The organism is Mucilaginibacter kameinonensis (genome assembly GCF_003675385.1).
In the GTDB taxonomy this organism is placed as follows: Bacteria; Bacteroidota; Bacteroidia; order Sphingobacteriales; family Sphingobacteriaceae; genus Mucilaginibacter; species Mucilaginibacter kameinonensis.
Genome location: NZ_RCWZ01000001.1, coordinates 39,844 through 65,809, shown reverse-complemented (window position 1 = coordinate 65,809; position 25,966 = coordinate 39,844). Strand labels below are relative to the sequence as shown.

The following is a 25,966-nucleotide window of genomic DNA, read 5'->3' as shown; positions in this document are numbered from 1 at the left end:
AAACCGATATACCTATGAAAAGATTTGCCTGGTTGTTATGTTTCCTGTTGCCTGCTCTTGTCGTTTCGGCCCAACAAATTAAAGGGACTTACGCCATTAAAAATGAGCAAACCGGAATGCTGCTACGCGTTAAAGACGCGCAGTCGGCAAATGGTACTCCGCTGGTGGCTTATTACCCCGAAAACTGGAAATGCATGACCTGGGATTTTCAGCATGTAGAGGGCAATACGTATAAACTGAAGAACCTTTTCACCAGCAAAACTTTTCAGCCCGTAGCAGAAGCCAATGTCGGAGTAGCTTTGGAAGAACAACCACTTAATGCAGATAATGCTATACAGCAATACGAGTTTGAGCCAATAGATAATGACACCTTCCTGATTAAACTGAAAGGTACCGACCTGTACCTTACCCCATCCGACAAAAAAGGCAGTATAAACTCAAAGATTATCCTCGCTAAAAAAACTAATACAAAGGATCAGTACTGGGATATCTACCAGCAATCGCCTACCATGTAAAATAAAATTCCTGCTTATGAAATTAAGGACGGTTTGTGTTATTGCCCTGTTGTTTTGCGCCTTAGTGATAAGCGCTTTTATCAGTACAAAGAAAGCCGCTGATCCTGATACGGCAGTCATTTTTAAAATAGATACCTTGGTAACCAATGTTATTGTTCCATGGCAAATTACGTTTTTGCCTGATGGTGCTATGTTATTTACAGAACGTGCCGGTAGGGTAAGAATTTATAGGAACAATAAACTTTTGCCTAAGCCGGCGTTTACCGTTAACGATATTACGCTCGATAAAAAGACCGGCTTACTGGGTATGTGCCTGCACCCGGCTTTTGCGCAAAACAAGTGGATCTACATTGCCAGTAATTATACTGAGGATAACCATATCAGGGTACGTGTGGCCCGTTACGAATTCAGGAACGATTCGCTCATTAATCCATTTACTATTATTAAGGGCATTCCCGGTAACCAAAACCATACTGGCTGCAGGCTGCTGTTTGGCCCGGATAAAAAACTTTACATTACCACAGGAGATGCCGACCAGCCAGCCCTGGCGCAAGACCTGAAAGCCTATAACGGTAAAATACTCCGGGTAAACGACGACGGGAGTATCCCTGCTGATAATCCATTTACTAAAAATGATACTGCACACAAGGAGATCTGGACCTATGGGCATCGAAACCCCCAGGGCCTGGCATTTGAACCCGGCACCGGCGTCTTGTTTAACTCGGAACATGGGCCAACCGGTGGCGATGAGATCAATATCATTAAACCTGGCCAAAACTACGGCTGGCCGGTAATCCATCACCAGGATACCCGGGAAGGGATGATCTCGCCTTTGCTGGAATATACTCCGTCCATCGGCCCTTCGGAAGCTGTGTTTTATAACGGCAACGCCTTTCCGGAGCTAAAAGGAAATTTGCTGGTAGCGTGTTTACGTGGCGAATCCATTTTGCGCATAACACTAAACAACGATAAACCGGTAGTACAGGAGGCCTTACTGAAAAAACAATACGGCCGGATCCGGTCGCTGGTTGTTGGGCCCGATGGTTATTTGTATATGTCAACCTCGCACTATGACCCTCCGGAAGGTAAAGGTGAACCGCCTTTTGACATGATCTTACGATTGAGGCCATCTAACGAAAAAGTTAAACAGCAGGTGCAAAGTATTGCCATCAATAAAAAGACTACTGTGAAAAAGCAAACGCCGGCGTTTATGTTTCAGCAGTTGTGCGCCGCCTGCCATGGGGATCATTTGCAAGGTACCGAAAAAACCAAAAGCCTGCTTGGCCGCAATTTTGCTCACGGAGCCGATAAGGCATCGATAGTTAAAAATATCACTAATGGCATAACTGAAAAAGGAATGCCTGCCTGGCGTGGCGCAATCAGTGCTGCTGATATTAATAAAATTGCTGATTACGTTTGGGCAACATCTAAACGGAAGAAATAAAAAAGGATTTAATGCAGCTTTAAATTATTGATTTTAGTGTTTTAAATGTTTTTTATATTCGGTTTGTAGTTTCTTTAAAACCGCGCTTAGTTAAAAAAATCCTGGTTTATGATGAAAAGATCAGGCATTTTCCTGCATCGGCAGCTAAGTAGTCGGTAATTGATAGGCCACTTCAAGTCATGTGTCAAAAAAATGATTGGTTTATCTTACCAGGGTAAATTTTGGAAGGATTTTTACTGACTGAGCCTCAATTAGGTACTTTTATAGTGTAGATAATAAGCTTTTGGTTTCTTATTCTTGCAGCCTTTAAAAGCATAAAGATATTATATGGATAACGTTTTGTTAAAAACGGCCCTGCATCTTCAGTGTTTATTAATCACCATAATTGAAAAACGACATGAGTAAAATTACAGTAAAAGACGGAACCGAAATTTTTTACAAGGATTGGGGAACCGGACAACCATTGGTTTTCCACCACGGCTGGCCTTTATCTGCCGATGATTGGGATGCCCAAATGTTTTTTTTCCTTGAGCAAGGCTATCGGGTTGTAGCCCATGACCGCCGCGGCCACGGCCGCTCAAGCCAAACAGCAACCGGTAATGAAATGGACACTTATGCAGCTGACGTTGCTGAGCTTGTTGAAGCACTTGATTTGAAAGATGCTATCCATATCGGTCACTCTACTGGGGGCGGTGAGGTTATTCATTACGCTGCCAAATATGGTAAAGGCCGTATTGCTAAGGCTGTGCTGATCAGCGCGGTTCCACCGATTATGGTGCAAAACGAGAGCAACCCGGATGGCGTTCCGCTTGCTGTGTTTGACGATATTCGTGAAAACACCGCCACTAACAGGAATCAATTTTACCAGGATATCACCTTCCCGTTTTATGGCTACAACCGTGAAGGGGCTAAAGTATCAAAAGGTATCCAGGATAACTGGTGGCGCCAGGGCATGATGGGCGGCATAAAAGCTCATTATGACTGTGTTAAAGCATTTTCAGAAACAGATTTCAGGGAAGACCTTCAGAGTGTAGACATTCCGGTACTTGTTATGCACGGTGAGGACGACCAGATTGTTCCGTTTGCAAACTCGGCGCTGAAGTCAATCAAATTGCTGAAAAACGGCAAACTAATCTCTTACCCAGGTTTCCCGCATGGTATGCCTACAACTGAGGCTGCAACCATAAACAAGGACCTTTTGGCATTTATTAAAGAGTAATGCAAACTCAGGCACTTATTTAAAGTGCGGTAAATAAAAAGCGGTTGTCTCTTTCGGGACAATCGCTTTTTATTTGAGGTTATTATACCGGAGTTATACAACCGGTTCCATTTTTAATTGATCCTGTGTTTTGGTTTTTATTATCTCCAATATAAGGGTATCTTCTACAATATTGGTTTCATCATTATGCTCGTGAAAGTCGTCCATCTTTCGCACCCTGACCGAGTCGCCTGCGCCGCGGGTGATTTTTTCCAGGTACTCTTCTTCCGACCGGCAGTAATAATGATTTATCAGGATCTTATCCACACTCACATCTGAAAATGCGTCTACCACGGGCTTGAAATTTTCATTAACCGCGAATTTGTTGTTCTTGTAATTAAAGTAATGCGGGTTATGGCAACTATCGGCAAACTTTGGCTGTATAATACATTTGGTGTGCCGGTTTTTATAAAAGTTTGTTTCCGAGCGTAATATAAAGCTCTCCAGTTGTGGTTTATTGGTCCGTTTTTTATGACCGCTTGAGCCAAAAACAGCCCAGTTGATATTAATGCCTCCATAATCTTTATAGTCTTCAAGAAAATCGGGCAGATTGTAAGGGTATATTTTAGGAACTATATACTCGTCTATATCTATAAATGCTATCCATTGCGCAGATTCACCATATCTTTTAACGCAATCGTTATAAGCATTCATTTGTTGGGCTTCGCCTCTTATTTTTCGAACGGTTGCATACTGTGCCAGGCCAAGCGCTTTTAAAGTAGTTTTAACAGGGACTTTACTTTCATTATCATACATGAAAAAATGTTCAACCCCTATCAATAAATGATATTTTATCCATTCTTCAAGATAAGCATTTTCATCCCTGATGATGGCGCAAATAGCGAGTTTGTAGTTCTGTTTGGGCTTTGAAAAATATTTTAACACGCGCATATGGTACAGGTTAGTTGGTGAATAAGGTTTGGTTAACCTTTTGCCTTACAGCAAATTCTTTTATCAGACATTGTGCTTCATGGCAAATCGCCTGGCAAAATTTATTTTGGATAAGCCTTTACGCTCCTTCGCCAGCGAAAATAAATCATCATAATCGGCAAGCATTATTTGAAACAGCGGAAATGAATATTTATTACGTTTGGTTAATAAAGCCTGGTATAATTTTTCAATATAATCTTTGTCGGCAGGCTTCAAATGGTGATATTCCCGGAAAACAGAAAGATGGGTACACATCAATTCATAGTGATAATTAGCTAACTGGCCCGGACTTAAGGTGGAATTACTGGTTACAGCGTTGGCATGAAGCCGGTAATGGGTCAGCACCTGGTCAACGTAGGTTATTTTTTTATAGTAAAAGGCAACAAACCCCATCCACCAATCATAAAAACCAATTTTTGGAAAGGGCAAGGCGTATTTTAACAACTCCCGTGAAAACAGCACAGTATGGCCGGTAACAAAATTATTTAGCAACAGGGCCTTAAAATTTCTGTGCGATAGAGAGAAATTATTAAGCAGGTAGCGATCTGTAAGGGAGCCATCGGCGCTCATATACCTTGAGTTTGAACAGATCAGCCAGGAATTCTTAATATGGTTGGCCAATACCTGGATTTTATTGGGGAGCCAGATATCGTCCTGATCGCTGATGGATATATACTGCCCGGTAGTTAAAGCAATGGCTTTTTCGAAATTTTTGTTGAAGCCCAGGTTTGCCTCATTTTTGAAACATTTAATCCGCGGATCACGCTCCTGGTAGCTTTTGACAATATCAAACGTGTTATCTGTCGAGCGGTCATCAACTATAATAATTTCTAAATTTTTATACGTTTGATTAACAATGCTTTCAAGCTGGTCACCAATGTATTTTTCGCCATTATATGTGCAAAGCGCAATTGATATGAGCGTGTTTTCCATCCAAATATGATAATTGACCGTCTGGTATTTTACTTAGCACGGTTAAGCTTAGCCTTTATTTCTTCAAAAGTTTTAATTACTCGCCTGAACAGCCTCGTATTAAATATCGCGTTTTTAATAGGCGAGCCCGAAAGGTAGAAACTTGCAATAGTAGTATTAACGTATCTGCTCCTTAAAAAATGCGTGTATCTGTTTTTTACTACTTTAAATGAGCGTTTGAAGGTTTCATCTACATTACCCAGGCTTTTGTGCAGCAATAAAAAATCAATCACGTAGCATGTATACCCCCTAAATTCGGCCCCCATGCAAATGTCAAGACCATAAAAATGAAATCCCCCAATGTCCGAAGACAATGAAAGATTAGCACTTTTTTTAATTACGATAAAATTTTCATCAACGCTACATACCTTTTGCGGCAATTGGCCTTTAATGTCAATTTTTCCGTTGGGGTAGGCTATCTTAAACACATTCCGTTTATACAACCTGTCAACTGCACCTGCATTCCCCAATACAGCCCATTTAGGGTCAAGCTCGGTCATTTCAGCAATACGCTGACCCAATAGCTGTTTGCTTTCTTTATTGATCAGCAATATATCCTGATGGCACACAATAATATACTCGCCTTGTGCATCTTGCAGGAACAGGTTTATGCCATCATATGCATCTGCCGTATTTCCTTCACTGTTATTGATCATCAGGTACTCGCAGATATCAGTATCGAAGCCAGCCTCAATAAATGAATCTAACATTTCAGCATATTCTTCGTGCCGGGTAACCAGTGTGCAAATAGTGTACCTGAACTTATAAGCTGATGGCCGGATGTTTTTTACAAAAGTGGACAGTATGGTTGTAGCCATTGTTGATGGAAAAATATATCGCCTGGTTATTACTTAGGCAGCAATGTCCTGTTTTTGAAGCAGGAAACTATAAATACTGATTTAGTGGGACTGGCAGTTGTTTGTAACACAAATATATTGTTGAGTATAAATCAATATGCCTCAAAGATACAAAAACCATACAATAGTATATACAGCTGGCTTGTGATGTTATCAGTTACTGTATCTGGTAACGCCTGTTTATCTGTTGGTTACGATGGATAAATGATTTGCTGGTAGAAATGCGGCATCAATATTGTGCCGGTATCCTTTAAGGATATATCGTATAGGTTAACACTCAAATGTTAAAAATGTTAAAAAAGGAATGTGCTGTAATTATTCGTTAAAAGTTTACGTTAATACAATGTAATGAACAAAAGTTTACTACCTATGACAGATAACGCTCTTGTTTCTATTGTCCTTTGCACATACAACGGAGAACAGTACCTGCGTCAGCAGTTAGATACGTTGATTACACAAACCTATCAAAACATCGAAATTATTGCAGTTGACGACTGTTCATCAGACAATACCTATGATATTTTGCAGGAATATGCAGCATTATATCCCCGGTTTCATGTTTATAGAAATGCCCGTAATGTTGGCTTTGCAAAAAACTTTGAAATAGCTTTTGGGTATTCAAAAGGGAAACTCATAGCTTTTTGTGATCAAGACGATTTGTGGCACCCCGAAAAGATAGAATTGCAGGTGAAAGCAATAGGCAACAATCAGCTGATCTATCATGATTCGGAGTTTATTGATGAAAACGGACAGCGGTTTTCCTACTATAATTCGGATGTTGTTAATGAAGAGGGTAGCCATTACAATTATAAAATGTCTGATGTTTATAATTTCTACAAGGGGAATGATCCCGAAGTTTTCCTGTTAGAAAATTGCGTTTCTGGACACGCTATTATGGCTCAGCGCGATTTGCTGAACCACGCGCTGCCTTTTAATAAAGATCTGTATCACGACTGGTGGTTAAGCTACGTTGCTTTAAACATCGGCACCATTGATTTTATTCCGAAGTGCCTGGTTAAGTATCGCCGCCATGCCGAAAGCAGTACCGTAAAAGAAAAAAAGGAGGAGACAAAAGGCCTGAAACTAAAACAGGACATTAAGTGGATTGCTCATTGCTTAAAATTTAAAGGAAACAAAAACCCTCAATTTGTAAAACAACTATATGACCTTTACAATGGTTACACCAGCCATTTTTTGTCGCTACGCTTGTGGTGGCTGCTAAAGAAGAATGCACATAAACTATACTACCTCACCAAGCGGAGCCAGGTATCACAACAACGCGATGTTAACCGCTTTATCTGGGGTGTAAAGGCGCGTGATTTTTGGTACAAGAACATCAAAAAGAAGCCCGAAAAAGTATTTAATATTTAAGTGTCATGTTTTTACAGTGCCCGGCTTGCTATTGAAATGTTTATTATTTTTGGATAATGCATCCGGAATTTGAAACATATCTTAGAGCAGGAAACATTGCCGAAGAGGCCATCCGACGGATCAGCAATCTTGCTGTGCAGCGCACATTACGCCGCAACGAGATTCTTTTTAGTGCGGGTGAAGTTTGCCGGCATAAGGTTTTTATTGCAAGTGGGTTCCTATATACATTCAATATTTCTGCAGATGGAAACCAGCATATCCTCCAATTTTCGCCCGAAAACAGCTGGACACTGGATGTTGAAAGCTACGACAAGCAAATACCATCGGAAGTAAGTATCGCGGCTCTTGAACCAAGCACAATACTCTGTTGGCAGAAAAATGATTTTGAGATGTTACGGGCGGAGATTCCGCAATTGAAAAAATTTGCTGAAGATCTTATAGCCCGCAATACCCATTACAGCCGTAAACGTATACTGCTTTCATTGGGCGCTACTCCCGAAGAAAAATACGAGGATTTTGTACAGACATTTCCCGGCTATTTATCCCGGTTGCCCTTGCGCATGATTGCCGCTTATCTTGGCATCTCTATAAAAACACTTACCCGTATCAGGCACGCACAGCTTCAGCGCTAATTGTAATTATGGTCACATGACCACCTTTAGCAGGATTTTATTGGAGAGTTTTGTATCAAATAAAATCATTGAATATGCGTGTATTTGTAACCGGAGCCTCAGGGTTTGTAGGCTCAGCAATAGTAAAAGAACTTTTAGGAGCAGGTCACCAGGTACTTGGCCTTGTCCGTTCAGATAAGGGGGCCGAACAGGTAACAGCAGCAGGAGCTGAAGCATACCACGGCGATATAAACGACCTTGAATTTATTCAGAAAGGCGCTGCAGCTTGTGATGCCGTGATCCACACAGCTTTTAACCATGATTTTTCCAGGTTTAAAGATAATTGTGAAGATGACCGCAAAGTAATCACTGCTTTGGGCGATGTTTTGACGGGTACAGATAAACCTTTGGTGGTTACATCAGGGGTAGGGCTTTTAAATTACGGTCGCCTGGTAACCGAAGATGATGTGCCTCCTGCTACATCAAATGTTAATCCGCGGGTAGCTACAGAAGAAGCCACTAAAGCCGTTGCCGAAAAAGGTGTTAAAGCTTATTTAGTACGCTTGCCGCCAAGTGTACACGGCGAGGGAGATCATGGTTTTGTGCCCATCATAATCAATACAGCGAAAGAAAAAGGCGAATCGGCCTATATTGGCGATGGCAATAATTTTTGGCCGGCCGTTCATCGTTCAGATGCGGCAGTTTTATATCGATTAATAGTAGAAAAACAGCCCGACCTTCGTGTACTCCATGCGGTTGATGAGCAGGGTGTTGCCTTCAAGGATATTGCCGAGGCCATTGGCAATGGTTTGAATTTGCCTGTACTCAGCAAGTCGGGCGATGAGGCGGCGGCTCATTTTGGCTGGTTCCTGCATTTTGCATCTATGAATTGCCCTTCAGCCAGCGAAAAAACTCGTGCAACTTTAGGTTGGCAACCCAAAGCAACCGGCTTGATCTTCGATATTAAAAATGCCGGTTATTTGAAATAAGGTACTATTCATATTCTGGTTAACAAAGCCATTTTGCTATTGCGGAGTGGCTTTGTTGCGTTTTAGCCAATTCATAACAACAACTGTCATTCTGAGCAAAAACGAGGTATAACAAATTGGAAAACGAGTTTTTCGTCAGCAGGTAAGCTTCGGGTGAAATCCGGCGGAACAATGGTGGGTAGTGCGGTTGCAGGGCATAGCAAGTTTTTGCAGAAGAAGCGGCAGTGCGGGGCGAAGCGGGGCAAAATAATTGCAGCCGTGGTTCTGCCTGATTTGCAGGGCAGAGGCCGGTAGGGGCCGTGGACGGGTTGAGCGAAAAGAAGCCTCCCTGCTGACTTGATTTTTTGGTTACTTTTTTATCAAGAAAAAAGTAACTGGCCCGCGCGCGGCCAAGAGCGCGACGATGTAACTTGTATCTACAAAGTCCATTACTTACCCGTTGGGAGTTGAAACGTAGAATTTTCGGATGAATAAAATAAAATTTGCAATTATATAAGCACTTATATAAATTGCATCATGAATTTATATCAAAGTTTGGGCTACCTGGTTTTGGGCAGTCGCTTAAGGCGATTGAGTGAAGCTTTTTTAGCCGAGATTAACAAAGCTTACCAAAACGCGGGGATTGATTTTGATGCCAGCTGGTTCCCTGTATTTTATCTGTTATCAAAACATGATGCTTTATCTATCAAAGAATTAAGTGAACAGATAGAGGTGTCGCATCCGGCTGCAAGCCAGCTCATCACCAATTTAAAAAAACGTAACCTGGTTACCAGCGATACTTGTAGCGATGACGGTCGCCGCCAGTTGGTAACGCTTACAGAAAGCGGTCGCGAATTGTTAGTGCAAATCATGCCTGTTTGGGATGCCATTAGCGAAGCCATGACGCAGCTGGTTGAAGGCGACGAAACTGCCCAACAGTTACTACCTGCTGTAACCGCGCTTGAAAAAACTTTCCGCCAAACTAAACTGGCCGATAATATCGTTGAAAAATTAAATACCAATTTAAAACCCGCCGGCAATGACTAATCTATTTAATTACGGCACCGATCACCTGACTATTGGTACCTGCCTTGACATCGCCTCAGGCAAAACCAAAGGAGTTATTAACAATGAAGCCGCGGAAATGATCCGTACTTCCTGGCGGGAGGTGGAAAAGATAGTACACAGCCATCACCCGGTTTACGGGATCAATACCGGTTTCGGTCCGCTTTGCGATACCCGGATCTCGGAGGAAGACACCGGTTTGCTGCAAAGTAATATCCTGAAAAGTCACAGCGTAGGCGTGGGAAAGCCCATCCCTCAGGAAATTGCCAAACTGATGATGATCACTAAAGTGCACGCGTTGGCGCAAGGCTATTCGGGCATTGCATTAAATACGCTTGAGCGGATCATCTGGCATATCGACAATGATTTTATACCCGTAGTTCCTGAAAAGGGTTCGGTGGGGGCATCTGGTGATCTTGCACCGTTGTCGCACCTGTTTTTGCCGCTGATTGGATTAGGTTATGTATCTGAAAACGGAGAAAAGATAGCTACCGGATCGGTGTTAAATAAACATGGTTTAAAACCACTATCCCTTGGCCCAAAAGAAGGTTTGGCTTTAATCAACGGGACGCAGTTCATCCTTTCATTTGCTATAAAAGCTGTACAACGATTGGACGACGCGTTGAACCGTGCCGATTTGATTGGCGCCATGTCATTAGAAGGATTGATGGGCTCTATCCGTCCGTTTGATGAGCGGCTTCACCAAATCCGTCCGTTCAAAGGCACGCGCATGGTAGCGCATCGTTTGTTTACCTTATTGGGCGGCTCCGAAATTAACTCATCGCACGTTAACTGCGATAGGGTGCAAGACCCTTACTCGCTTCGTTGTATGCCACAGGTGCATGGAGCATCGCGCAACGCCTGGTTACATTTGAAGGAGCTTACCGAAATCGAGCTTAATTCGGTTACCGATAATCCGGTTATTTTTAATGCCGATGATACCATCAGCGGGGGCAATTTTCACGGCCAACCTCTGGCCTTACCGCTTGATTATGCCACCACTGCGGCCGCTGAAATTGGCAACATTGCCGACAGGCGCTGCTACCTCATGAGCGAAGGGCGTTATGGTTTGCCAAAACTGCTTACCCATGATGCCGGACTTAATTCGGGTTTGATGATTCCGCAGTATACTACAGCAGCTCTTGTAACCGAAAATAAAACCCTATGTTTCCCGGCCAGTGCTGATAGTGTGCCTACTTCGTTGGGGCAGGAAGACCATGTATCCATGGGATCTATCAGCGGGCGTAAACTACACCAGGTAATTGATAATATCGAGCATATACAGGCCATCGAACTGCTTTACGCGGCACAGGCCATGGATTTCCGTCGACCGTTAAAGTCAACTCCGGTTATCGAAGCCTGCCATAACCTGGTAAGGCAGCATGTTGAATTTATACAGGACGACCGTGTTTTTGCTGATGATATCAACAGCCTGTACCAACTAATCACCGATGGCTTGTTGCTGAAAACAGCTAATGATGCCGCTATTGCTCACCAAATAGATTTAAGTCATGACGAGTTCGGAATTTATTAACACCTACGCCAACCACCCGGTGTACAAAGCGCCGCGTGGCATGCGGCTTCATGCCAAAAGCTGGCAAACCGAAGCCCCGCTCCGGATGCTGCTGAACAACCTTGACGGTCAGGTTGCCGAAAACCCCGACGAACTGGTGGTTTATGGTGGTATAGGTCAGGCAGCCCGCAACCCGGAAGCGCTCCGCAAGATAATTGAACTGCTGCTGGAATTGGATGAATATCACTCACTGCTCATTCAATCGGGTAAGCCTGTTGGGATCATCCGTAGCCACCCGGAAGCACCGCGGGTTTTAATAGCCAACAGTAACTTGGTGCCTGCCTGGGCTAATTGGGAACATTTTAATGAGCTTCGCGAAAAAGGCCTGATGATGTACGGGCAAATGACTGCAGGTAGTTGGATCTATATAGGTACCCAGGGCATTTTACAGGGCACTTATGAAACTTTTGTAGAGTGTGGCAACCAGCATTTTAATGGTGATTTGGCCGGTAAGCTTATTGTAAGCGCCGGCTTAGGCGGCATGGGCGGAGCTCAGCCCTTAGCTGCAACGATGGCTGGTGCCGTGTTTTTAGGTGCCGATGTGGATGCGTCAAGGATTCAAAAAAGGGTCGATACCAGATATATCGACCGGATGACGGAATCGTATGATGAAGCTATCCAGTGGGTAAAAGAAGCTATCTCCAAAAAAGAAACACTTTCTGTTGGCCTAGTAAGCGACGCAGGCGATCTGCTCGAAAAGCTGTTGAAAGATAATCTCATCCCGGATATACTTACCGATCAAACTTCGGCACATGATCCTCTGAATGGTTATGTACCTAATGATCTGTCATTAAATGAGGCGGTTGCTTTGAGAAAAGATGATGCGGTGGAGTATAAACGACGTTCGCTGAAAAGTATGGCCAGGCATGTAGGCTTAATGCTGGAGCTGCAAAAACAAGGCGCGGTAACTTTTGATTATGGCAATAACCTCCGCGAGTTTGCCCGACAGGGTGGCGAAGCCGATGCTTTTAACTTCCCGGGTTTTACACCGGCTTATATTCGTCCGCTGTTTTGTGAGGGTAAAGGCCCGTTCAGGTGGGTAGCCTTATCCGGCGATCCGGAAGATATTTATACAACTGATCAGGCGTTGATGGAAGCTTTTCCGGAGAATAAACCATTAATTACCTGGCTTAAAAAGGCGCGTGAAAAGATAGCGTTCCAGGGGCTTCCTGCCCGCATTTGCTGGCTGGGCATGGGCGAGCGGGAAAAAGCCGGACTGATCTTTAACGAATTGGTACGTACAGGCAAAGTAAAAGGGCCGATAGTGATCGGTCGTGATCATTTGGATTGCGGTTCGGTAGCATCACCAAACCGTGAAACCGAGACAATGCTTGATGGATCAGACGCGGTTTCTGATTGGCCCTTGCTTAACCTGATGGCCAATGCCTCTGGCGGCGCAACCTGGATCTCGTTCCATCATGGTGGTGGCGTAGGTATGGGCTATTCGCAACACGCCGGTATGGTAGTACTGGCCGATGGCACCGACCGCGCGGCAACTTGTTTGAAGCGGGTGCTGCATAACGATCCGGCCATGGGTATTTTCAGACATACTGATGCAGGGTACGATAAAGCTGCCGAATGGGGGGATAAGTTTGGGTTAAAGGTTTGGTAGCACTAATAGTAAAACGAAGGATATAAAACTACGTCATTGCGAGGCACGAAGCAATCCCTAACTGTACAGAGAGGTTTGCATAGCTGCCCTGCTTATAGAGGATTGCTTCGTACCTCGCAATGACGCTTCGGTAAAGGAACTCATGAAAAAACTAATTGGTCCGTTTACACAAATATTACCTTTAACGGGGTTGCCTCTTAAGGGGGCACTCAAAGACGAGCAATTACAAATCATTGCCAATGGCGGTGTGTTAACTGAAGATGGCGTTATCATTGCTGTTGATGATTTTGAAAAGCTCAGCAGAAATTATCCATCGGCGGATATTGAAGAAATTACCGGCGACCATGTACTGCTGCCCGGCTTTGTTGATTGCCACACGCATATCTGTTTTGCCGGGAGCAGGGCTAAGGATTATGCCATGCGTAACGCTGGTAAAAGCTATTTGGAAATAGCCGCCTCGGGTGGCGGCATTTGGGATTCCGTTACACAAACCCGTGCAGCTACCGAAGCAGAGTTAACTCACTTGTTGGTACAACGGATCAACAGGCATTTATCAGAAGGTGTAACCACCATTGAAATTAAAAGCGGTTATGGCTTGTCGGTAGCGGAAGAACTAAAACAGCTTAAAGCCATTCATCAGGCGGCCAATAAAACACATGCTCATGTTGTATCTACGTGTCTTGCGGCTCATATCAAACCGAAAGATTTTAACGGGGATGAAAGCGAATATCTTAAGTATTTGTTGAACGATCTGTTACCGAAGGTGAAACAACACGATTTGGCCGGCCGCATGGATATTTTTATCGAACAAAAAGCTTTTAATGCCAGTGATGCTTTGTTTTATCTGAGCAGGGCCAAACAGATGGGTTTTGAAGCCACAGTTCATGCCGATCAGTTTTCAACCGGTGGCAGTGAAGTGGCCGTTAAGGCAAGGGCCGCCTCGGCCGATCATTTGGAAGCCAGCGGCGATTATGAGATAAAATTATTGGCCAATTCAGATACCGTTGCTGTAACTTTACCCGGTGCTTCGTTGGGTTTGGGCATGGGTTATGCACCCGCCCGAAAGTTACTTGATGCCGGGGCTTGCCTCGCTATTGCCAGTGATTGGAACCCTGGCTCCGCGCCAATGGGCGATTTGCTGATGCAAGCTTCCGTAATGGCAGCAACTGAAAAACTAAGCACTGCCGAAGTTTTTGCAGGCTTAACCTATCGGGCAGCACAGGCACTGAAACTGAATGATCGCGGTGTATTAACTAAAGGTAAGCTTGCAGATATGCAGGCCTATCCATGTAACGATTACCGTGAAATACTATATCACCAGGGAAAACTTAAACCGACCAATGTTTGGACGGTCGACCATTGATTCGAATGATTTCGCTGATTATTTATAAATAAAAACTAACCTCTGATCTCTAACCTCCAATCTCTCCAATGAAACTAATAGAATGCGTACCCAATTTTAGCGAAGGTGTAAACCTTGATATCATTAAACAGATTACCAATGCCGTGGAAACTGTTGACGGTGTAAGGCTCTTGAATGTTGACCCCGGTAAAGCCACTAACCGCACCGTGGTAACTTTTGTTGGCGAACCCGAAAAGGTGATTGAGGCAGCATTCCGTGCTATAAAGAAGGCTGGTGAGCTCATCGATATGAGCAAACAGAAAGGCGAACACCCAAGGATGGGCGCGACGGATGTTTGTCCGCTAATCCCGATCAGTAATATTACTATGGAAGAAACCGCCGAATATGCAAAGCAATTGGCGAAACGGGTGGGCGAGGAGTTACAGATCCCGGTTTATTTGTACGAGGCGGCGCAGCCAAACAAAAGCAGGAGCAATCTTTCGGTAATCAGGGCCGGTGAGTATGAGGGCTTTTTCAAGAAGATTAAACAACCGGAATGGGCTCCCGATTTTGGTCCGGCGGAGAATGATGTTAAACGAGGTGCAACCGTGATTGGGGCCAGGGACTTTTTGGTGGCTTACAATGTTAACCTGAATACTACATCTGTACGCAGGGCAAATTCCATTGCTTTTGATGTGCGTGAGGCTGGTCGCACCATGCGCGAAGGTGACCCGATAAACGGCAAAATAATATACGACGAAAATGGCAAGGCCAAAACCATTCCCGGATCGTTAAAGGCAGTAAAAGCTATTGGCTGGTACATTGAAGAATATGGTGTCGCCCAAATCTCCATGAACCTGACCAATATCAATATTACCCCTGTACATAAAGCATTTGATGAGGTTTGCGATAAAGCAGCAGCCCGCGGCATCAGGGTAACAGGTAGTGAACTGGTAGGATTGATCCCGCTAAAAGCGATGCTTGATGCAGGCAGCTACTTTTTAGAGAAGCAGCAACGCTCGGTAGGTGTAAGTGAAAAGGAACTGATCAAGATTGCCATTAAATCGATGGGGCTGGATGAGCTTTCGCCGTTTAAACCTGAAGAGCGTATTATTGAATACTTGTTAAAAGATAAAGCCGATAGCAAGCTCATTAATATGAGCCTTACCGATCTGGCCGACGAAACAGCCAGTGAAAGCCCGGCTCCGGGAGGTGGTTCAATTTCAGCAGCAGTTGGTGCCTTGGGCGCATCGCTGGCTACCATGGTGGCTAACCTGAGTTCGCATAAAAAAGGTTGGGACAGCCGTTGGCAGGAATTTAGCGATTGGGCGCAAAAAGGGCAGCAGTTTAAAAATGACCTTCTGGCATTGGTAGATCAGGACACCACGGCCTTTAACCAGATTATGCAGGCCTTCAGTCTGCCAAAATCAAACGACGAAGAGAAAGCAACCCGCGATAAGGCTATCCAGGATGCTACCCGCTACGCCATCGAAATCCCATTCAAAGTAATGGAGACTGCGCTGAATAGCATGGAGGTAATAAAAGCGATGGTTTTAACCGGTAATCCAAATTCAATAACCGATGCCGGTGTAGCCGCCCTCTGTGCCCGCACGGCAGTATTGGGTGCTTTTATGAATGTGAAGATCAATGCTTCCGGCTATAAGGATAAAGCTTACGTGATTGATATTATTTACCGCGGCAACGAAATTGAGCGGAAAGCTATTGCTCTGGAAGCAGCGATCATTGAATTGGTGAATGGGAAGATTGGGGTGGAATAATAGTTGCAACTAACAACTACCGCGGGTTTAGCGATAAACAGGAAGAAATAAAAATCATGTCATTGCGAGCGAAGCGCGGCAATCGCACGGAAGCAGGGTCGCCCTGTATAGCATGCGATTTCTTCGTCGTTCCTCCTCGCAATGACATTTTTTGTCGGTTATATTGTCTTCTGGTTGAAAATTTCTCGGAGGGTAGATGTTTGAGAAAAATTAATTAAGAATCTTGTCCTATATAACAATCCACACGCACTTTAATACCCTTCGCTTCGAGATCTGATTTTAGCTGTTGCCAGTGTTTGTTCTTTAATGTGCCTCCGGGAAACGCTTTGTTTTCAAAATTGTTGGTAATGATTCGTAAAGCTATCGGTATTTTTGATGACGATTGATCAATTACTATTTCTCTGATGTTTGAAAGGGGATATTCAGCTCGGAACCAAAATCTATCATTGTTCCGGATCAGTAAATGATCATCAGACAAACCAAAATAATAGAAACCAGCCGATAAATATACGTAAAACAATAAAGAAGGGAACAGGAAAGTAATACCCAGCCCGAGTTTATTAGTTAAGATAGATTGCGATACGGGAACTAAAAAAATCAGGATCATAAACCATTTCGTAAGCGAATCGAAGCTAAGAAATGGGTTCCCTTTGTAATAAGTTACCGTGCCGGATAAAGAGCTGTTACTATAAATATGCGTTATTTGTCCTGGATATCCACTCTTTTTGATAGGATAATTTATAGCATGAATAATTCCTTTATTGAGCACATTATCATTGATAAAGGTTTTTATTTGGGCTGTATTGGCATACATATCATCGAAAAAGCATAATTCCGGAAGACCGGTAAACTTGAGTGTAAGAGCTTCTTTATCTTGAACTATAAGCAAAAACTTGAAATATTTCTTTCCGGTTAATTCTATCTTTTCAATATCATTCCAGCTGTAAGTTTCTTTTTTGTCGATACTAATTGTTTTATTGTTGAGGGAGATCGATGGGACGTTTTTATAAAAACGTATTGGCGTGTAAACTGTCATGAAGATAAGTACTCCGCACATCAATAGCATGATTACTTCGCCTGTTTTAGAATTTGCATGGCCATAAAGAGCCCCCACCAACGATGCCAGTAATAAGAAAAAAGCCATTCTGGCAAGGATGGCTAAGTAAAAATTGGTATAATGCCTTTCAGAATGTATATTGTCCACTTCTACTCTCTCTTATAATCCTTATGCACAATCAAAAAGCTGGCGCGTTCTTCTTTATGAAAAGGGATGTTCCAGTTGCCCTGGTAGGTAATTTTGGTTGGTAGTGGCTCGCCATCAAAATTGTTGAGCTCAATGTTCATCTGCACATTAAAATCAAAGAACATATTGCTAAACTTCATATCAATATAGCGGCCCAGGATCTGGAAAGTGCGCTCATCAAAAATGGTGGTCATTTCCTTGATCATGGTATCGCTATCGGATGTGCTGGGCTTGCATCTTACCTTAAAGCGATAAACCGGAATAGTATCAAGGTATTTACCACGTGCAAACTCATAGTAATAGTACTGGCGCATATCACTGCCAAATATTTCGGTTTTACTGCTGATGAATGGGATGCCATTCACCTTACGCCCCGGGGTAAAGATCAGCGTTTTAAGCTTGCTTTTGTACGATTCATTTTTGCCTCCCGAACCTGGCAGGGCGTCGCCCTTGGTAAAATCGGAATTGTACGCGTTCATGAAAATAAAATCGAACATCTCAACCGTGTATAGCTGGTACTTGCCGTTCTTCTTGTAAACATCGCCGCTATCCTTTTTGGCTACGTATTCAATTTTATGTTTACCGGCTGCGTCACTATGTAGTATTTTACGGTAGATACGGCCGTTTACCTTATTCTTATTATCATAAGTAAAAATGCGGTTTTCGGCAGTAAAGCCGAACTTTTTCATGTTTTGGAATGCCTTGTAAAAGCCGGTATCTGCTAATACGGCATCAATAAAATCCTGGGCGTTGAGTTTGTGCGAGCGGATATCAACCAGCGAATCGATCACAATGGTGCGGATAGTATCCGGGTTAAAGCGATTGATCTGTTGTGCTTTTACAAACAGGCTGGCAGTAGTAAGGATAAGGATCAGGAGGAGTTTTTTCATAGTAAATTAGGTAAAAGGATAAAGGCGAAAGGTCAAAGATAGCTGCACCTTTTGCCTTTCGCCTTTTACCTTTCAGCTCAAAATTAGTTTCCCAGTTGCTTAACCGCCAAATACGCCATCAAACCTGTACTTACTTTAAACGCGTCTTCTTCCACGTCAAAGGTAGGTGTGTGCACGGATGAGGTAATGCCACGCGCCTCGTTACGGGTGCCGAGGCGATAGAAGCAGCTATTGGCAACCTGCGAGTAATAGGCAAAATCTTCAGCAGCCATCCAGATGTCGAGGTCAAGTACATTTTCTTTACCAAGATAATCTTCGGCGTGACCACGGGTGGCGTGGGTTAGTTTTTCTTCGTTGATCAGGAATGGGTAACCACGCATGATATTAAAATCACAGCTTCCGCCCATGCTTTCGGCAATGCCTTCGGCCATTTTTTTCATGCGTTTGTGAGCCTCATCGCGCCATTTTTCGTCCATGGTACGGAAGGTGCCTTCCAGGTAAACCTCATTAGGGATCACATTGGTTGCACCGTTGGCAGTCACTTTTCCAAATGATAATACCGACGGACTTTTAGGATCTGCAAAACGGCTAACCACCTGTTGCAGGGCAGTCAGGATATGAGCGGTTATAATTACCGGATCAATATTTTGTTGCGGTTGTGCACCGTGGCCACCTTTACCTTTAACCGTAACATAAAGTTCATCGGTTGAGGCCATGTATTTACCCGCACGGAAACCTACTTTACCGGCATCAATTAAAGGCATTACGTGCTGACCTAAAACCGCGGCAGGTTTAGGATTTTCCAACACACCTTCTTTGATCATCAGGCTGGCGCCGCCAGGCAGTTTTTCTTCAGCCGGTTGAAAGATCAGTTTCACTGTACCTGCAAACTGACTTTTTAGCTCAGTTAATATTTTAGCTGTACCCAATAATGATGAGGTGTGCGCGTCATGACCGCAGGCATGCATTACGCCCGCGTTTTGCGACTTGTACGGAACATCATTAGCTTCCAGTATCGGCAACGCATCCATATCGGCACGCAGGGCAACTACGTTAGCTGCATCTGATGGTTTTTCGCCTTTAATGAGGGCTACCAGGCCTGTATCGGCCATTTTATGGTATTCCAAGCCAAGCTCCTCTAACTTGCGGGCAACATATGCCGAAGTTTGAATTTCATGAAATGAAAGCTCTGGATTGGCATGCAGGTGGCGGCGGTTGGCCACTACCTCGCCGAATATTTTTGCGGATAATTCCTGTATTTGCTCTTTAATCATTATTGGTATCCGTTTTAGGAAGATTTATTTTTTCGGGAATGATGAATATGCTTGTAAACGACTGCCGCAGGTCCTGTACCAGTTTTTCGGCTTCAAGACGGGTACGAAAATCGCCAGCCTTTACTTTAAAATTAGGATCGCGGTAGGTGATATACGTTCGCAGTTCGGGATGTTGTTGCTGCAGACGGTTTTGCGCATTGTACGCATCCTTACGGTTGGAGCCGCTAAAAAATTGCACCCGGTAACCGTAAGATGCCCCGGCAGCGTCTGTACCGGTTGTGCCATTAAGCGAAAAACGTTTGGCTATCAGCGTGTCAAGCAGCGGATCTTTTATTACCTCAACTTTGCCACGGGTTTGAGCAAAGGTCTGGCTTGATGCCAGGAGTAATAAAACAAAAAAGCAGTATCTGATAACGGCTGGTTTAGCTTGATGATCAAATACTGCTTTTTTCATTCTCTTTATTCATTAATAAATGTTGTCATGCCGAACTTGTTTCGGCACCCCACGAGCATAGTCGGCTTCATGCTGGCGACCTGTCCTGTGAGATCCCGAAACAAGTTCGGGATGACGTTCAAGAAATTAATTCTGCCCTACGCCGTGGCAGTTTTTATATTTTTTACCGCTACCACAAGGGCAAGGATCATTACGACCAACTTTATTTTCAGCCCTCACCGGGGTGATTTTTTGTGGCTCCTGAAATTCATCCATAGGCACGCCGTTGCTTTCGCTAACTACTTCGGCCTTGGTTGTTTTCATTTTGCGCAGGTCAAGCTTTGGTTCAGGCTTTGCTTCCCTTACCTCTTCGGCCTGTTGCTGAACCGGGATACCACCGCGGAACAAGAAGCTTACAATTTCCTTATTCACATTGGCCAACATGCCCCTGAACAATTCAAACGCTTCAAACTTGTAAACCAATAACGGATCCTTTTGCTCATAAACCGCGTTTTGCACCGATTGTTTTAACTCGTCCATTTCGCGCAGGTGCTCTTTCCAGGCATCGTCTATCAGGTACAGGGTAACGTTTTTCTCGAAAGATTTAAATACCTCATGACCATGATTTTCAACAGCCTTTTTAAGCGGAACAGCTACCTGGATACCGTGGATACCATCGCTGAACGGAACAACAATGTTTTCAACATACTGACCACGGGTTTCGTAAACGTCTTTAATAACAGGGTAAGCCTGTTGTGCAACAGCTTCCTGTTTGCGTTTGTAGAAATCCATTACCGTTTGGAAAGTTTGATCGGTAAGCGCGGTAGCTGATTTTGAAGCAAACTCGTCGGCGCTAAGCTCGATATCAACAGAGAACAAGCGGATCACCTCTAAAGTGAAACCTTCGTAGTTGGCGCTTTCTTTATATTCGGTAACGATATCCTCAACCACATCAAAAATGGTGTTGCTCAGGTCAACGTCTAAACGCTCGCCAAACAAGGCATTTTTACGTTTAGTGTAGATAACCGTACGCTGTGAGTTCATCACGTCGTCATACTCCAATAAGCGTTTACGGATACCGAAGTTATTTTCTTCTACTTTTTTCTGTGCACGCTCAATTGATTTGGAGATCATTGAGTGCTGGATCACCTCGCCTTCCTCAATACCCATACGTACCATCAGGCTTGAGATACGCTCTGATCCGAATAAACGCATCAGGTTATCTTCTAATGATACGAAGAACTGTGAAGAACCCGGATCGCCCTGACGACCAGAACGACCGCGTAACTGCCTGTCAACACGACGTGACTCGTGACGCTCGGTACCCACGATTGCTAAACCGCCTGCATCTTTAACGCCTGGGCCTAATTTAATATCCGTACCACGACCAGCCATGTTGGTAGCAATGGTCACCGTACCTGCCTTACCAGCCTCGGCCACAATATCGGCCTCTTTCTGGTGCATTTTGGCATTCAGTACGTTATGTTTGATACCGCGCAGTTTAAGCATACGGCTCAATAATTCAGAGATCTCAACTGATGTAGTACCTACCAGTACCGGGCGACCGGCCTGGGTAAGCTTCACAATCTCTTCGGCTACTGCATTGTATTTTTCACGTACGGTACGGTAAACCAAATCCTGGCGGTCGTCACGTACAATACCCGAATTGGTTGGAATTTCAACCACATCCAGTTTATAAATTTCCCAGAACTCACCGGCTTCAGTAACAGCAGTACCGGTCATACCGCAAAGCTTGTGGTACATCCTGAAGTAGTTTTGCAGGGTAATAGTAGCAAAGGTTTGGGTTGCATCCTCAACCTTAACATTTTCTTTAGCCTCAATAGCCTGGTGTAAACCATCAGAGTAACGGCGACCGTCCAATACACGACCGGTTTGCTCATCAACAATTTTTACTTTGCCTTCGTCAAGGATGTATTCGGTATCCTTTTCAAACAGGGTATAAGCTTTCAATAACTGGTTAACCGAGTGGATACGCTCAGATTTGATAGAGAAGTCGCGCATCAGCGCGTCTTTATGGGCAATCTTATCTTCTGCGCTTAATGCTGATTTTTCAATTTCAGCAATTTCGGTACCTACGTCAGGCATTACAAAGAAGTGCGGATCTTCGCCTGAAGCGGTGATCAGCTCAATACCTTTTTCTGAAAGTTCAACCGAGTTGTTTTTCTCGTCGATAACGAAGAAAAGCTCAGAGTCAACCTTTGGCATTTCTTTGCTTTGATCCTGCATGTAGTGGTTTTCAACTTTTTGCAGGATGGTGCGGTTTCCGCCTTCGCTCAGGAATTTGATAAGCGCTTTGTTTTTAGGCAAACCACGGTAAGCGCGCAATAAAGCTAAACCACCGCCTTCAACATCGGCATTACCATCGTTAATAGCTTTCTTAGCTTCATTCAATACGCCGTTGATGTAGTTTTTCTGCGCATTAACCAAACGCTCGATGCGCGGTTTTAACTCATAAAACTCATGCTCATCACCACGTGGGATAGGGCCTGATATAATTAAAGGTGTACGGGCATCGTCAATTAAAACGGAGTCAACCTCATCCACCATTGCGTAGTGTAGTTTGCGTTGTACCAGCTCTTCAGGGCTGCGTGTCATATTGTCACGCAGGTAGTCAAAGCCAAATTCGTTATTGGTACCAAAAGTAATGTCTGCTAAGTAGGCGGCGCGGCGCTGCTCAGAGTTTGGCTCATGTTTATCAATGCAATCAACGGAAAGGCCGTGGAATTCATACAACGGGCCCATCCATTCGCTATCGCGTCGGGCCAGGTAATCATTCACCGTTACGATGTGAACACCCTGACCTGCAAGTGCGTTAAGGTATGCAGGCAGTGTAGCTACCAACGTTTTACCTTCACCCGTTGCCATCTCCGATATTTTACCCTGGTGCAATACGGTACCGCCAATAAGCTGTACATCATAGTGAACCATGTTCCAGGTAACTTCGTTACCGGCTGCAATCCAGGTGCTGCTATGAAAAGCTTTATCGCCTTTAATAGTAACGTTTGGTTTGCGGGCAGCCAGTTCGCGGTCAAACTCGGTAGCGGTAACTTCTAATGATTTATTGGCAGAAAGGCGGCTTGCTGTTTCTTTAACTACAGCAAACGCTTCCGGCAATATATTCATCAATATATCTTCAAGTTCTTTGTTACGGTCTTTTTCGAGTTTATCAAGCTGAGTATAAAGCTCAACTTTTTCGGCTACATCCATATCAAGCTCGTTTTCTGTACGATCTTTAATGGCTTGTATCTCACTGTCGATGCCTGAAAGGCCTTCGGCAATGGTCTCTTTAAAATATATGGTCTTAGCCCTAAGCTCATCATTACTCAGGGAGCCAAGCTTAGCATATTCAGCCTTAATTTTCTCAACTATAGGCTGTATACTTTTTACATCCCGTTCTGATTTGCTTCCGAAAAGCTTACTGATAAAATTTAACATATTATTTTATTATGATTCAACCGGGTTCAACAATTGCGCCATAGCGGCCAATAGAGCCAAATTGACAGGCAAATGTAAGATTTTGTGCCGAATGCCGAAAGGTTTAAGGCCTAAAGCACTGCCGCCGGATGAAAGATTGACATTGAACTGTTTGTATTTGTTTTTAATTATTGAATTATGCGGTGTTATTAAATGTCTGAACTCGAATTTATCGAATTAAGGGAATTGACAGAATGCTTAGCAAGTTCGATAAATTCTTAATTCGATAAGCTCAACAAGAAAAATCCGAAATTGAACATTCGAAATTCGAAATCAAAATACCCTGGTTTATTTATCGTTGTTGTTTTTGTCGTCATCTCCGTCCTCGTCATAGCTATCGTCGTCATCCAGGTCTTCAAAATCGTCTATTTCCTCGTCATCCTCGTTAAAATCGCCAAAAAACCTGTCCTCATCAAACATAAGTTCTTCCAGCTTTTCCTGCTCAGGTGTGCTGGTATCAAAGCGGATGGCCCAGTTATCTGGAATATCATAGGTTTTATCAAACCCGCGGATCCAGTCAACAAACACAAGCCGGAACTCTTCTATCTTGTCGCGCATTAAGTTTACATAGTCTTCCTGGTTAATTTTAACCATCGATGCAAAAGAAACAGCATTGAACATATCCTGCACGGCCAGTTTAATGAGCACGGCGTTCTGCATCCGTAGTGAATAAAGACTACCACCTTCGGCGCCGGCAATTTTTGCCTGGATTAGCGCGGCATTGCTGCACATCTGCACTGCCAGATGTTCTTTCATACTGTCCTCTTTTAATGATTCGGCAATTACATCTGCCAGGTCAAACAGTTCCTGTGATTTTTGATATACCGGAAGCTTTTCAAACTTTTCAAGTCTACGGGCCATGTGGTAAATTTACTACTTATAACACAAGTAGCCTCATATATAGTATCAAAGCCTTGTTAAAAAAACTATCTTTGCCGCATGAATATCCTGATTCTTGGTTCGGGTGGAAGGGAAAGTGCCTTCGCCTGGAAAGTAGCTCAAAGCCCGAAATGCGAAAAACTTTTTATTGCTCCCGGTAATGCCGGTACTACACAGTATGGTACCAACGTAAATATTAAGGTTACCGACTTTGAGGGCATTAAAGGACTTGTCTTAAAAGAGGGGATTGATCTGGTGCTTGTTGGGCCGGAAGAGCCGTTGGTAAAAGGTGTTCATGATTTTTTCCTGGCCGATGAGCAATTGAAAAACATCCCGGTTGTTGGTCCGCAGCAGGAAGGTGCACAGTTAGAGGGTAGCAAAGATTTCTCCAAAATATTTATGGAGAAGCACAACATCCCAACGGCCGCCTACAAAACTTTCACTAAAGATAGCCTGGAAGATGGCCTTACCTATTTAGCAACAGCCGGTTTACCAGTAGTGCTTAAAGCTGATGGCCTTGCCGCGGGAAAAGGTGTATTGATTTGCCTTACTTTAGAGGAAGCTCAAACTGAATTGAAAGCGATGCTGGCCGATGCCAAATTTGGCGAAGCAAGCTCACGCGTGGTTGTTGAACAGTTTTTAACAGGTATCGAGCTATCGGTATTTGTTATGACCGATGGTAACAGCTATAAGATATTACCCGAAGCCAAAGATTATAAACGTATAGGTGAGGGTGATACCGGCTTGAATACCGGTGGTATGGGTTCTATTTCCCCTGTTCCGTTTGCCGATGCTGATTTTATGAAAAAGGTAGAGGAGCGCGTGATTATCCCGACTGTTGAAGGTTTGAAGAAAGATGGTATACCTTATAAAGGCTTTATTTTTATCGGCCTGATGAACAGCAACGGCGAGCCATGGGTTATTGAATACAACTGCCGCATGGGCGATCCGGAAACTGAAAGTGTAATGCGCCGTATTGATTCTGACTTTGTTGATCTGTTATTAGGCGTTGCAGAAGGAAATCTGGATACGAAGGAATTAACCATCAGCCCTAAAACTGCTGCTACTGTAGTAATGGTAGCCGGCGGCTATCCGGGCGAATACCTGAAAAATAAAGTGATTACCGGTACCGAAAATGTACGCGATTCCATCGTGTTTCACGCGGGTACGGCTATGGATGGCGAGGACGTAATTACTACCGGTGGTCGCGTATTGGCTATTACTACTGTGCAGGATAATATGTTCAGCGCGTTGCAGCAGGCTACCGCCGATGCCAGCCGGATTTATTATGATGGAATGTACTTCAGAAAAGATATTGGGTTTGACCTTTTATAGGAATTAGGCCATTTGACTTGCTATATGAAAAAATAAATGCTGCCGCTCGGCTCCTGCCGAGTGGCGGTTATTCCCAGGCCTCTGGCCTGCTACTCCGTCACGGCGGCCGGAGGCCGTGAAA

The 25,966-nt window shown here is 43.9% G+C and carries 21 protein-coding genes; 12 read left to right on the top strand and 9 right to left on the bottom strand.

All coding sequences use genetic code 11. The annotated features are described in order from the left end of the window. Positions 1-14 precede the first annotated feature (14 nt). The 3 genes from EAH55_RS00275 to EAH55_RS00265 all read left to right on the top strand — a co-directional run bounded on the left by EAH55_RS00275 (position 15) and on the right by EAH55_RS00265 (position 3,178). Positions 15-515 (top strand): RICIN domain-containing protein, encoded by a 501-nt coding sequence (locus EAH55_RS00275; protein WP_121808014.1) that lies wholly within the window; start codon positions 15-17, stop codon positions 513-515. Positions 516-531: 16 nt separating this feature from the next. Beyond that, entirely contained in the window at positions 532-1,959 is a 1,428-nt protein-coding gene (locus tag EAH55_RS00270; RefSeq protein WP_121808013.1) for a PQQ-dependent sugar dehydrogenase, read from the top strand. 397 nt (positions 1,960-2,356) lie between these two features. Next, a complete protein-coding gene (locus EAH55_RS00265) occupies positions 2,357-3,178 on the top strand; it encodes an alpha/beta fold hydrolase (RefSeq protein WP_121808012.1) in 822 nt (273 codons plus the stop codon). Between the two features lie 93 nt (positions 3,179-3,271). Here the strand turns inward: EAH55_RS00265 and EAH55_RS00260 are convergent, their stop codons facing one another. The 3 genes from EAH55_RS00260 to EAH55_RS00250 all read right to left on the bottom strand — a co-directional run bounded on the left by EAH55_RS00260 (position 3,272) and on the right by EAH55_RS00250 (position 5,937). Further along, positions 3,272-4,108, bottom strand: coding sequence for a glycosyltransferase family 92 protein (locus tag EAH55_RS00260; protein ID WP_121808011.1), 837 nt, complete (start codon positions 4,106-4,108; stop codon positions 3,272-3,274). Positions 4,109-4,171: 63 nt separating this feature from the next. After that, entirely contained in the window at positions 4,172-5,080 is a 909-nt protein-coding gene (locus tag EAH55_RS00255; protein ID WP_121808010.1) for a glycosyltransferase family 2 protein, read from the bottom strand. A 29-nt stretch (positions 5,081-5,109) separates the two neighbouring features. Next, positions 5,110-5,937: an acyl esterase gene (locus EAH55_RS00250; protein ID WP_121808009.1), complete on the bottom strand. Its 828-nt coding sequence runs from the start codon at positions 5,935-5,937 to the stop codon at positions 5,110-5,112. Positions 5,938-6,345: 408 nt separating this feature from the next. On the opposite strand from EAH55_RS00250, the gene EAH55_RS00245 reads away from it, so the two are divergent. The 8 genes from EAH55_RS00245 to ftcD all read left to right on the top strand — a co-directional run bounded on the left by EAH55_RS00245 (position 6,346) and on the right by ftcD (position 16,296). Further along, positions 6,346-7,347, top strand: coding sequence for a glycosyltransferase family 2 protein (locus EAH55_RS00245; protein ID WP_121808008.1), 1,002 nt, complete (start codon positions 6,346-6,348; stop codon positions 7,345-7,347). 56 nt (positions 7,348-7,403) lie between these two features. Next, positions 7,404-7,979 (top strand): Crp/Fnr family transcriptional regulator, encoded by a 576-nt coding sequence (locus EAH55_RS00240; protein WP_121808007.1) that lies wholly within the window; start codon positions 7,404-7,406, stop codon positions 7,977-7,979. A 74-nt stretch (positions 7,980-8,053) separates the two neighbouring features. After that, positions 8,054-8,947, top strand: coding sequence for an SDR family oxidoreductase (locus EAH55_RS00235; RefSeq protein WP_121808006.1), 894 nt, complete (start codon positions 8,054-8,056; stop codon positions 8,945-8,947). Between the two features lie 516 nt (positions 8,948-9,463). Beyond that, positions 9,464-9,973: a MarR family winged helix-turn-helix transcriptional regulator gene (locus tag EAH55_RS00230; protein WP_121808005.1), complete on the top strand. Its 510-nt coding sequence runs from the start codon at positions 9,464-9,466 to the stop codon at positions 9,971-9,973. Continuing rightward, positions 9,966-11,525: a histidine ammonia-lyase gene (hutH, locus tag EAH55_RS00225; protein WP_121808004.1), complete on the top strand. Its 1,560-nt coding sequence runs from the start codon at positions 9,966-9,968 to the stop codon at positions 11,523-11,525. Before EAH55_RS00230 ends, hutH begins: the two co-directional genes overlap by 8 nt. After that, on the top strand, positions 11,503-13,176 hold the full coding sequence (locus tag EAH55_RS00220; RefSeq protein WP_121808003.1) for a urocanate hydratase: 1,674 nt from the start codon (positions 11,503-11,505) through the stop codon (positions 13,174-13,176). The genes hutH and EAH55_RS00220 overlap by 23 nt, the downstream gene beginning before the upstream one ends. A gap of 142 nt (positions 13,177-13,318) precedes the next feature. Continuing rightward, the gene (gene hutI, locus EAH55_RS00215; protein ID WP_121808002.1) at positions 13,319-14,539 is read left to right on the top strand and encodes an imidazolonepropionase; all 1,221 of its coding nucleotides are present in this window, start codon (positions 13,319-13,321) and stop codon (positions 14,537-14,539) included. Between the two features lie 68 nt (positions 14,540-14,607). Next, positions 14,608-16,296, top strand: coding sequence for a glutamate formimidoyltransferase (ftcD, locus tag EAH55_RS00210; RefSeq protein WP_121808001.1), 1,689 nt, complete (start codon positions 14,608-14,610; stop codon positions 16,294-16,296). A 214-nt stretch (positions 16,297-16,510) separates the two neighbouring features. Here the strand turns inward: ftcD and EAH55_RS00205 are convergent, their stop codons facing one another. From EAH55_RS00205 to EAH55_RS00180, 6 genes are all read right to left on the bottom strand, one after another. After that, positions 16,511-17,440, bottom strand: a complete 930-nt coding sequence (locus EAH55_RS00205) for a hypothetical protein (protein WP_162996695.1) — start codon at positions 17,438-17,440, stop codon at positions 16,511-16,513. A 62-nt stretch (positions 17,441-17,502) separates the two neighbouring features. Beyond that, the gene (locus EAH55_RS00200) at positions 17,503-18,429 is read right to left on the bottom strand and encodes a hypothetical protein (RefSeq protein WP_121807999.1); all 927 of its coding nucleotides are present in this window, start codon (positions 18,427-18,429) and stop codon (positions 17,503-17,505) included. Positions 18,430-18,512: 83 nt separating this feature from the next. Then, complete coding sequence (locus EAH55_RS00195; protein WP_121807998.1) at positions 18,513-19,703, bottom strand: M20 metallopeptidase family protein; 1,191 nt, start codon at positions 19,701-19,703, stop codon at positions 18,513-18,515. Further along, positions 19,696-20,157 (bottom strand): SPOR domain-containing protein, encoded by a 462-nt coding sequence (locus EAH55_RS00190; protein ID WP_121807997.1) that lies wholly within the window; start codon positions 20,155-20,157, stop codon positions 19,696-19,698. The genes EAH55_RS00195 and EAH55_RS00190 overlap by 8 nt, the downstream gene beginning before the upstream one ends. A gap of 126 nt (positions 20,158-20,283) precedes the next feature. After that, positions 20,284-23,592 (bottom strand): preprotein translocase subunit SecA, encoded by a 3,309-nt coding sequence (secA, locus tag EAH55_RS00185; protein WP_121807996.1) that lies wholly within the window; start codon positions 23,590-23,592, stop codon positions 20,284-20,286. 327 nt (positions 23,593-23,919) lie between these two features. Next, a complete protein-coding gene (locus tag EAH55_RS00180; RefSeq protein WP_121807995.1) occupies positions 23,920-24,492 on the bottom strand; it encodes a hypothetical protein in 573 nt (190 codons plus the stop codon). Between the two features lie 78 nt (positions 24,493-24,570). Between EAH55_RS00180 and purD the strand changes: the two genes are divergently transcribed. Continuing rightward, positions 24,571-25,845, top strand: a complete 1,275-nt coding sequence (gene purD, locus EAH55_RS00175; RefSeq protein WP_121807994.1) for a phosphoribosylamine--glycine ligase — start codon at positions 24,571-24,573, stop codon at positions 25,843-25,845. Positions 25,846-25,966: the final 121 nt, after the last annotated feature.